Annotated in this window: 8 protein-coding genes; 7 read left to right on the plus strand and 1 reads right to left on the minus strand. The window is 40.2% G+C overall.

Going from position 1 to position 10,524, the window contains the following annotated elements:
- Window positions 1-17: 17 nt before the first annotated feature.
- The 5 genes from thrA (at window position 18) to ABJE44_RS20355 (ending at window position 7,326) form a co-directional block, all read left to right on the plus strand.
- Complete coding sequence (gene thrA, locus ABJE44_RS20335; RefSeq protein WP_348112029.1) at window positions 18-2,480, plus strand: bifunctional aspartate kinase/homoserine dehydrogenase I; 2,463 nt, start codon at window positions 18-20, stop codon at window positions 2,478-2,480.
- The gene (gene thrB, locus ABJE44_RS20340) at window positions 2,480-3,475 is read left to right on the plus strand and encodes a homoserine kinase (protein ID WP_348112028.1); all 996 of its coding nucleotides are present in this window, start codon (window positions 2,480-2,482) and stop codon (window positions 3,473-3,475) included. Before thrA ends, thrB begins: the two co-directional genes overlap by 1 nt.
- 89 nt (window positions 3,476-3,564) lie before the next feature.
- Complete coding sequence (gene thrC / locus ABJE44_RS20345) at window positions 3,565-4,848, plus strand: threonine synthase (protein WP_348112027.1); 1,284 nt, start codon at window positions 3,565-3,567, stop codon at window positions 4,846-4,848.
- 9 nt (window positions 4,849-4,857) lie between these two features.
- Window positions 4,858-5,517, plus strand: a complete 660-nt coding sequence (gene ung, locus ABJE44_RS20350) for a uracil-DNA glycosylase (protein ID WP_348112026.1) — start codon at window positions 4,858-4,860, stop codon at window positions 5,515-5,517.
- A gap of 174 nt (window positions 5,518-5,691) precedes the next feature.
- On the plus strand, window positions 5,692-7,326 hold the full coding sequence (locus tag ABJE44_RS20355; RefSeq protein ID WP_348112025.1) for an FMN-binding glutamate synthase family protein: 1,635 nt from the start codon (window positions 5,692-5,694) through the stop codon (window positions 7,324-7,326).
- Between the two features lie 59 nt (window positions 7,327-7,385).
- On the opposite strand, the gene ABJE44_RS20360 is transcribed toward ABJE44_RS20355, so the two are convergent.
- Window positions 7,386-8,354: an integron integrase gene (locus tag ABJE44_RS20360; protein WP_348112024.1), complete on the minus strand. Its 969-nt coding sequence runs from the start codon at window positions 8,352-8,354 to the stop codon at window positions 7,386-7,388.
- Window positions 8,355-9,408: 1,054 nt separating this feature from the next.
- Between ABJE44_RS20360 and ABJE44_RS20365 the strand changes: the two genes are divergently transcribed.
- Together ABJE44_RS20365 and ABJE44_RS20370 are read left to right on the plus strand one after the other, a co-directional pair.
- On the plus strand, window positions 9,409-9,723 hold the full coding sequence (locus ABJE44_RS20365) for a hypothetical protein (RefSeq protein WP_348112023.1): 315 nt from the start codon (window positions 9,409-9,411) through the stop codon (window positions 9,721-9,723).
- Window positions 9,724-9,848: 125 nt separating this feature from the next.
- On the plus strand, window positions 9,849-10,304 hold the full coding sequence (locus ABJE44_RS20370) for a hypothetical protein (RefSeq protein ID WP_348112022.1): 456 nt from the start codon (window positions 9,849-9,851) through the stop codon (window positions 10,302-10,304).
- Window positions 10,305-10,524: the final 220 nt, after the last annotated feature.

The raw sequence follows: 10,524 nt of genomic DNA on the forward strand, positions 1-10,524 counted from the left end.
AGATTGAGGAGTACAAAATGAAGGTGTTGAAGTTTGGTGGATCGTCTCTTGCTGATGCAGAACGTTACTTAAGAGTAAAAGACATTAGTATGTCTTGCCACACCGAAACTGGCGCAGCAGTTGTTTTATCTGCTCCTAAAGGTGTCACCAATGCCTTGTCTTTACTTTGTGAAGAAGCTGCAGCGGGCAAAGATTATGGTGAATTGTTTGCTAAATTAAACATGGTGCTGTTTGGCATTCTAGATGACTTACAAGAGAATGTGCCGAATTTCACTTCTACTAAATTATCTGAGTTTGTTCAAAAAACCTTAAATGAGTTAAATCAACATTTAGAAGGTTTTGCGCTGTTACAATGTGCCCCAGAGCAAGTTGTCGCTAGAGTCTTAAGCGTAGGCGAATATGTAAGTGTTAATATTTTCAGTGAAATCTTAAATGCGATTGGCCAAAGTAACACGATTATCGACCCAGTTGACTACATCATTGCTGAAGGTGATTACCTAGACAGCATAGCCGATGTTTCTGCCAGTAAAGCACGCTTTAGTGATGTTGATAACTCAGGTAAAGATGTTCTTATTATGCCTGGTTTTGTTGCGGTAAATGAAGCGGGTGAAAAAGTCACGTTAGGGCGTAATGGTTCTGATTATTCTGCTGCTATTTTAGCTGCGTGTATTGATGCTGAGTGCTGCGAAATATGGACAGACGTGGACGGTGTTTATAATGCCGATCCTAATCAAGTAGATGGAGCGGTACTTCTAGATAAGCTCACTTACCAAGAAGCCATGGAGCTATCCTATTTTGGCGCTAAAGTTTTACACCCTAAAACGATTGGCCCAATAGCACAGCACCACATACCTTGTTTAATCCGCAATACTTTGAACCCAGCCGCTCCAGGTACCCTCATTAGTAACGAAGCGAGTACTAAGTGGACTAGCGTTAAAGGGATCTCTCACCTAGATGATATGACTATGTTTAATGTCGCAGGTCCAGGTATGAAAGGCATGGTAGGTATGGCGAGCCGTGTATTTGAAGTCATGTCTAATGCTAACGTTTCTATCAGCTTGATAACTCAGTCTTCATCTGAATATAGCATTAGCTTTTGTATTCATAGTAAAGACGCCGATAGAGCCTTGGACTTATTAGAGGATTCATTTGCATTAGAGCTAAGTAATCAACTCCTTGATCCCATTGAAGTGCGTCACGACTTAGCTATTGTTACTTTGGTCGGTGACGGCATGCGTCATTCTAAAGGTTTAGCGGCTAAGTTCTTTAGTTCTCTTTCTCAAGCAAGGGTGAATAACGTCGCGATTGCCCAAGGGTCTTCTGAACGTTCAATCTCTACTGTTATTGAAGCGGCTAAAGCTAAAAAAGCAGTTAAAGTGGTGCACTTAAACTTTTTCTCTAACTTGCATGCCATCGATGCCTTCTTAGTGGGCTGTGGTAGTGTTGGTAAAGAGTTGCTAGAGCAAATATCTCGTCAACAAGCCTCATTATTGGAGCGCAATATCAGCTTAAATGTTTACGGTATTGCCAACAGTAAAAAACTACTGCTGCAAGCTGGCGGTGTCGACTTAAATTCTCCTTGGGAAGACTCTTTAAACCAAAGTGAAACACCGTTTTCAACTCAAGCTTTAACTGACTTTGTGCATGACAACAGCTTAGTGAACCCTGTTATTATCGATTGTACCAGTAGCTCTGTTATTGCCGAGCAGTACCCAGATATGATGCAAAGTGGTTTTCATGTTGTCACCCCTAACAAAAAGGCAAACACAGCAAGCTATGAATTCTATGAGTTGTTAAGAGAAACAAGTAAACAAACCAATCGTCAGTTTTTGTATGAAACCACTGTAGGTGCTGGGCTACCTGTTATCGATAATTTACAACATCTGTTTGACGCGGGTGATGAACTGGTCAGGTTTGAAGGCATTTTATCTGGGTCTCTGTCATTTGTATTTGGTAAATTGGACGAAGGTTTAAGCTTGTCGCAAGCTACGGAAATCGCCAAAAAGAATGGCTTTACCGAGCCAGATCCTCGTGATGACTTAAGCGGCATGGACGTTGCCAGAAAATTACTTATCATGGCTCGTGAAGCCGGCATGAAGTTAGAGTTAGAAGACATCACTATTGAGCCGGTATTACCTACATCATTTGATGCTAGTGGCAGCATTGAAACGTTTATGACTAACCTTCCAGAAATAGACGCGGCTTTCGCTAAGCGAGTTGAAGCGGCAAAGAATGAAGGTAAAGTGCTTAGATACGTGGGGTCAATCGACCATGGTAAATGTGTGGTGAGCATCGAAGCGGTAGATGAGTCCCATCCACTGTATATGGTAAAAGAAGGTGAAAACGCTTTAGCTATTCACAGTCGTTATTATCAGCCGATTCCATATGTTATACGTGGATATGGTGCCGGTGCCGCAGTAACGGCTGCAGGTGTGTTTGCTGATGTAATGCGCACTATGCCTTGGAAACAATCAGTATAATGTCAGACTCAAATATGAATAAATCAAAGCTAGTCGCTTATGCCCCTGCATCAATTGGTAATGTCAGCCTTGGTTTTGACTTGCTAGGTGCAGCTCTTAAACCCATTGACGGTAGTTTATTAGGGGATGAAGTTGAAGTTGAAATCGCAGAGCAATTTAGCTTAGAAGTTAAAGGTCGTTTTGCTGATAAATTACCACCAGACGCAGATAGCAATATAGTGACCCGCTGTTATCAGCACTTTATAAAAGTCTTAGCGCAACAAGGTCATAAGGCGAGTGCGATCCCTGCTTTAAAAATGGTGTTGCATAAGCACTTACCCATTGGTAGTGGTTTAGGCTCAAGTGCTAGTTCTATTGTGGCAGCGTTGCATGCTTTGAATCAGTTTTTTACTGAATACTTAGGTAAAGCGCCTTTCACTGATAACGAACTGCTATTGGTAATGGGAGAGCTAGAAGGCCAAATTAGTGGCAGTATTCATTACGATAATGTCGCTCCTTGTTTTTTAGGTGGCCTGGTTCTCATGGCCGAACACAAAGACCAAGTTGCATTGCAGTTACCTTGTTTTAAACATTGGTATTGGGTGTCTTGTTACTCTGGTATTAGTGTGTCAACGGCCGCGGCCCGAGACATCCTTCCTAAGCAAGTTCCTATGGCTGACACCATTAAATTTGGGCGTCAATTGGCCGTATTTACGGATGCTTTATATCGTAAAGATGAAGAGCTTGCCGCTGCTATGATGCAAGACGTTATCGCCGAACCTTACCGTAAGTCCTTGTTGCCTAAGTTTGATGAGTCTCGAGCTTTTGCTGAGCAAAATGGCGCATTAGCCTTTGGTATTTCAGGCTCAGGACCAACGGTATTCGCGGTTTGTGATAACCTACAAAATGCAGAAAAAATTAATCAGTGGTTAACTGACAATTATATTCAAAATGACACCGGCTTTAGTCATATTTGTCAATTAGACCAAAACGGCGCAACATCGCGTCATTGTTAAAAACCAAACCGTGTCATAAAGGTGCGGTAACAATAAATAAACACCATAGAAATTGAGTGTGTTGATATTGGAAAACAAAGGTATTAAAAGTGGAACTTGTTAATCTAAAAGATGCGGCAGACCAAGCAACATTTGCAGAAGCAGTGAAAAAAGGCTTAGGAAAAAACCAAGGTTTGTATTTTCCTAAAGCACTACCAACATTCGAAGATATAGACGCAATACTGGCGATGCCATTTGTTGACAGAAGCATCGAAATATTAAGCACGTTGATCGGTGACGAATTACCCCGAGAAACAGTTGCTAGCATAGTTACAAAAGCGTTTGCTTTTGACGCGCCTTTAGCAAAAGTCACAGACAATGTTTACAGTTTAGAATTGTTTCATGGTCCTACTCTGGCGTTTAAAGACTTTGGTGGCCGCTTTATGGCCCAGTGCTTAACCGCCATATCTAACGGTGAGCCAATTACTATATTAACGGCAACATCAGGTGATACCGGTGCTGCTGTAGCCCATGCATTTCATGGTATAGATAACATTAATGTTGTCATTCTGTATCCAAAAGGCAAGATTAGCCAGCTACAAGAAAAGTTATTCACTACCTTAGGTGGCAATATTCATACGGTCGCCATCGAAGATGACTTTGATGCGTGTCAGCAATTAGTAAAGTCTGCCTTTGATGATCCAGATGTAAGAGACGGTTTACACCTAAACTCTGCAAACTCTATTAATATCAGTCGCTTAGCTGCTCAAGTTTGTTATTACTTTGAAGCCGTTTCTCAACTTTCTGAAGAAGAACGTCAAGACTTAGTGATTTCAGTTCCAAGTGGTAACTTTGGAAACTTAACCGCTGGCTTGATTGCTAAAGTAATGGGATTACCGGTGAAGCACTTTGTTGCGGCAACTAATCTAAATGACACTGTGCCACGTTATTTAAAAACGGGTGAATGGGCTCCAAAAGATACTATAGCCACTATGTCTAACGCTATGGATGTTAGTCAGCCTAATAATTGGCCTCGTATTGAAGCGATTATCGAGCAGGGATATCTTGATAAGTCTGTTATCTCGGGCGATACCGTTGATGAAGACTATACCCAAGTGGCGATGCGCCAATTAGCGCAACTGGGCTACGTGAGTGAGCCCCATGCTGCGATAGCGTATAAAGCATTGACTAGAAAACTTGAAGAAGGCCAAACAGGTATTTTCTTAGGGACAGCGCATCCCGCTAAGTTCAGAGAGACAGTTGAAAATGTACTAGGTCAACCTATCAGCTTGCCACAGCCTTTAGTTGATTGTGCTGGTAAAGAAGGTTTGTCAGCTGAATTGCCAGCAGACTATGAGGCCCTAAAAGCCCATTTATTGGCCTTACTTGGGTAAACTCAAGTTATGTCAAAGTGGGCCGATGTCTTAGCTCAAGAACAGCAGCAACCTTATTTTCAAGATATGATTCAATATGTTGAAAATGAGCGAGCTGCTGGTAAGACTATTTACCCACCATCACAAGATGTATTCAAGGCATTCTCTTTAACTGAGCTTAACAAAGTAAAGGTAGTGATTTTAGGGCAAGACCCATATCACGGCCCCAACCAGGCTCATGGTTTAAGCTTCTCCGTTTTACCGGGTATTAAAACACCTCCCTCGCTGGTTAATATATACAAAGAGTTAGCTACAGATATCGAAGGCTTTAGAATTCCTGAGCATGGTTGTTTAAATGCTTGGGCAGAGCAGGGCGTATTACTGCTGAATACGGTTTTAACCGTTGAGCAAGGTAAGGCCCATTCACATGCTAAAATAGGCTGGGAGCCATTTACCGATCACGTCATTACCCAATTAAACCAACAAAAACAGGGCCTAGTGTTTTTATTGTGGGGCAGCCATGCTCAGAAAAAAGGCGCGATGATAGACACTCAAAAACATCATGTTTTACATGCCCCACACCCATCTCCCTTGTCTGCATATCGAGGCTTTTTTGGCTGTAAACACTTTTCAAAAACGAATTCTATTCTCGAAAGCCAAGGGCATTTTTGTATCAACTGGCAGCTTTAGCCAAACTTAACTTACCTCTTACTTTTGTAGTTTTTCACATCAACAACATGTATGAAAGACTAACGGCCCGTTGGTAATTAACACTAGTTACGACTGAAAAATATCGATAGACTAACTTTTCTATATATTTCAAATAGATAATATTCGGATTTTTACTCAAATAGGGTCATTAATATGCGTAGGTGGTTTGTAAAAGGTGTCGTGTTAACTTGGTTCTTTGTCATTCTATTGAGTTTTATTTGGCCTGGCTTATTGTGGTCAGTTCTAATTCTATTACCTGTTACGGCAACAGGTATTTACGATATGTATCAAACCAAGCACGCGCTTTGGCGAACCTTTCCTGTGGTGGGGCGTGGCCGTTGGGTCATGGAGTTTCTAAGGCCATTTGTACGCCAATACTTTTTTGAGTCAGAGACAGATGGCGTGCCCATTAACCGTATGTTTCGTTCGGTTATTTATCAAAGAGCTAAGGGCCAAAAAGATACCGTACCTTATGGTACTAAGTTAGACACTCGCCAAGTGGGTTATGAGTGGATAGGTCACTCTATGGCAGCGATTCATCTTGATACCCATGCCATATACCCAAGGGTGAAAATTGGTGGGCCAGCTTGTAAGAAACCATACCAAGCCAGCATTTTTAATGTATCTGCTATGAGTTTTGGCTCTTTAAGTGGTAACGCGATTCAAGCACTGAATAAAGGTGCTAAATTGGGAGATTTCTATCATAACACTGGAGAAGGTAGTGTTAGCCCATATCATTTGCAGCACGGAGGGGATCTTGTGTGGCAAATTGGCACAGGGTACTTTGGCTGTCGTGATGAAAATGGCAAATTTAGTGATGATTTATTCGCGAAAATGGCGGCTAAAGATAATGTTAAAATGATCGAAATAAAATTATCTCAAGGGGCTAAGCCAGGTCATGGTGGTATTTTACCGGCAGATAAAAATACTATTGAAATAGCTGAAATCCGAGCCGTTAAGCCGGGCACTAGAGTGGACTCACCCCCTGCTCATAATGCATTTAAAACACCTCTTGCAATGATGGTGTTTATTCAAAAACTTCGTGATTTATCTGGTGGAAAACCAGTAGGGTTTAAATTATCTGTAGGGCGTAAAAGTGAATTTGTGGCTATCTGTAAAGCGATGGTTGAAACCAATATCAAACCAGACTTTATTACCGTAGATGGAGGTGAAGGAGGGACAGGAGCCGCGCCTTTAGAATACAGTAACTCTGTTGGCATGCCTTTAGTAGAAGCATTAGTATTCATACGTGATGTTTTAGTTGGTTTTGACCTTAAAAAAGACATTAAAATTATCGCTAGTGGCAAAGTATTTACTGGGTTTCATTTAGTGAGGAATTTAGCTCTGGGTGCAGACGTGTGTAACAGCGCGCGCGGCATGATGGTGGCGTTAGGATGTGTGCAATCTTTGGTTTGTAATAGTAATGAATGCCCGACAGGCATTGCTACCCAAGACCCAACTTTAGAAGCAGGCTTAGTGGTAGGTGACAAGGCTACCCGAATTGCAAGGTATCAAAAAGAAACGGTTCGAGCGTGTATGGATCTTATTGCATCAGCTGGATTACGAGACCCACGTCAAATTAACCGTACTCATATTCATCGCAGGGTGAGTCAAACCGAAATTAAACGTTACGATGAGATATACCCAGAGCTAACGGATGGAGAATTATTGACTGAAAATTATCCAACGCGATTTGAACATGAGATGAAAGAATCATCGGCTGAGTGTTTCATGCCAAACCACTATGTGATCGAGTGCTATAGCGGCTTAGAAACCTTACCTGATTAAGTATATAAGTTTACAAAGTAGACGCCTTAACGAGAAAAAATTCGTTGAGGCTTTTTGATTTATAAGTGGCTTAAAGGGCTAGTTACCCCATTGGCTCCTTGCTGCAAAACATGCGTATAAATTTGTGTGGTTTGCACATCTGAGTGCCCAAGTTGGATTTGAACGGTCCTAATATCAGCTCCAGCTTGCAATAAATGGGTAGCAAAAGAATGCCTAAACGTATGAGGTGTAATTTGCTTGGTCAATCCCGCAGCTTTAACTGCAGCTTTAACTGCTTTCCTAATACAGGTATGGTGATAGTGATGTCGTCTAATTTCACCTGTTTCAGGATCATTGCTGAGGTTATGAGAAGGAAATAAAAATTGCCAGGCCAGTGTTTTATTTGCCGAAGGATATTTTTTAGCTAATGCATAAGGCATCCAAACCCCAGAAAATTGCTCATTTTTTAGATCTAACTTCAAGTACTCATCCACTTGTAATATTTGATTTCTAAGGGCAGGAATTAATTCAACGGCTAATGTCACTACCCTGTGTTTGTTCCCTTTTCCATTCCAGACACGAATACATTTGTAGTCAAAATCAATGTCTTGTACTCGTAATTGAATACTCTCCATAACTCGCAAACCACTCCCATACATTAACCCAGCTATTAGATAGTACCTTTTCGTTAATTTTGTCATTAATAGCTTTACTTCGTCTTTTGTCATGACCACTGGTAATTTAGGTTGTCGCTTTGAACGAGCGAAGTTTAGATTTTGAGATAATTCATTTTTAACAATGTGTTTATATAAAAAAGCCAAAGAGTTTAATGCCGTTGCTTGAGTGCGAGGAGACACGTTTTTTGTTAATACTAAATATTCGAGATAGATTTCAACCTCAGAATCGCCCATAGAGCTTGGGTGCCGTTTTTGATGAAAATGAATAAATGAGGTAATCCATTTTAAATAAGTTTCAATGGTTCTTAATGAATATTGCCTAGTTAACATGTAGTCAACTATATACTGCAAATATGGAGATTTTGTTTTCATTTTACACACCCAACTTAGCTGTTTATTTATACAGTATAGTTTAGTTTCCCCTATATTTAGGAAAATGCGCGAATCGCGCATTTTTGTGGGATCATAAAAATTTCAAAGTCCAAATTTTTCTTTAGGTAGCAAAGTGTTACTGAATTTGGTAAAAATAGGTAAATTAAGAAAGTGCGCGATTTGTAAATAGAAAAATGCGCGGTTCGCGCACTATTAAATTGTTATACGTTGCATTAATTATGAGTATTGAATCGAGTAAGAGAAAATCTTGTGGACTCGCAAAGGCATTGTTAACAAGCAACGAAGACTATTTGGATAATGTCTTAGCATTGTCGTATTTGGGAAATGAGATTCATGGTCAGTGCTGGGAAACAGAGTTCCACACTTTTGGGCTTATCGCTTCAGAAACTGATCATTTGCCACTAAAAAAAGTTAGGTCACGTTGTAGCGAAGAATTCCTATCTAAATCGGATAGGGAAACTCAAGAAACTATCAAGTATTATTCAACGCAAGTACACGCTGCTTGCAGTGAAATATTGGCGAAATATAGCAACGTATAACAAGTTTATTAAATATCGTTACGGCCAAACAACGGCCTTCACTGGACGCGCAAAAAACGCGCGCCATTTATAAAAAGCGTTATATGTTGCGAATATTCATTGGAATACGTAAGAATGGTCATAATATTTATAGCGGGAATGGTTGTACTTGCGTTTATCAGTTTAGCGCCAGCATGGGTGATTCTATCAATGCCTAACGTTTGGTTTAACTCTCGGGTGAAAATCCCAGCCAAAAGGTTAACTGTTTTGACGTTTGTAATTTCTATTTCGTTTGCTTACATCACAAATATTGAGCTCGAAATGGGGGCTATTACAGCGTTTCTTTATTTGATAGTTAGCACTATAGCGTTGAGTTCATTTTTGTTACCAACAATGTATTTTTACCTAAGATGGAGATCGGTCGATGGCAATATATAACAAAAGCATGAGGACGGATTTTGTGGAAGAACGTCACGAAACCGCTTATGCAAGGTGTTATATGCAAGTGAACTTCTGTGTTTAAAGAAATACTTCCGCAACTTTACAAAGAGGCTAAGAATTCTCTTTTAAAAGATGGTGAGATAGAGTTTGCAAGTCAGCTTGACAGTTGTTTAATCAAATCATGCGAGTCATTAGCCTCTGATGATTCGGCTTTTACGGTCAACTTTGAAGGTTTTGTCAGCGATATTATTGAGGATACTTTCCCAAGCGGTAGCAAAAAGCATACTGTTATGGTTTGCTATTCGAATACACATAAAGTTATTGGAATTGATGTATTTGGGTGTGAAAATACAAAACTACAACAGGAACTACAAGCAGCATGCATATAACAAACACATTATGTTCATTCACTACGCTCATTGGGACACATACTCGCTGGCTCGGCTCATTCTTCGCAATTATAGCCAGCAAGCCTGCGCCCCATATGTGAAGCGTTATGTTTTTAAGGAGTCACATGGAAGTCTTGAGTACTGGTTTATTTTGGCTTTGTTGTATATTTGCAACATTGTCTTTTATTTTGTTGTTACTAGTAAGGCATCAAAACACTCCTCGTTGGTTGGATGTTTTGACCGGTGTAATTCTAATAGCTACTTCAGCATTGTTCTTAGGGATTTTTTTGGATGTACAGGCGTTAATTCCTTCAATGGTTGATAATAGCTCTGATGCTAGTCACCTCAACTCTCAATATACCGTGGCGATACTCATTATTCCGTTTATTTCAGCTGCTATAGGTACTAATTTAATTTCGCATGCCATTACCTACAATCATGATTATAAAAACACCAAGACATTAGAGTCTATCGGCACTGACTTAAAAGGTATTCTAAAATGGATTTTTTTAATGACGCCACCGATAATAATTTTTACGGGACTACATTATTTAGTTAACAGATCAAAACATAACAAGTAATTAAACAGGGACAAAAAACAGTTGGCTTTTTGTTCACTCCGTTCACTTATTTTAGCCAACTATTTTTTGCCCGTTAATTGGGCGTTGAGGCTGTAGAAAAACCCTAAAATAGTTTGTTTTTTGTTCGCATTTTACTTTCCACAGATCACTGTTTGTGATCAAATAGGTATTATCAATTAGGCAAAGGAGCCTTGGTGATGCCACGTTTTATCCCTCTTAA

It is taken from the genome of Paraglaciecola sp., from assembly GCF_039942875.1.
In the GTDB taxonomy this organism is placed as follows: domain Bacteria; phylum Pseudomonadota; class Gammaproteobacteria; order Enterobacterales; family Alteromonadaceae; genus Paraglaciecola.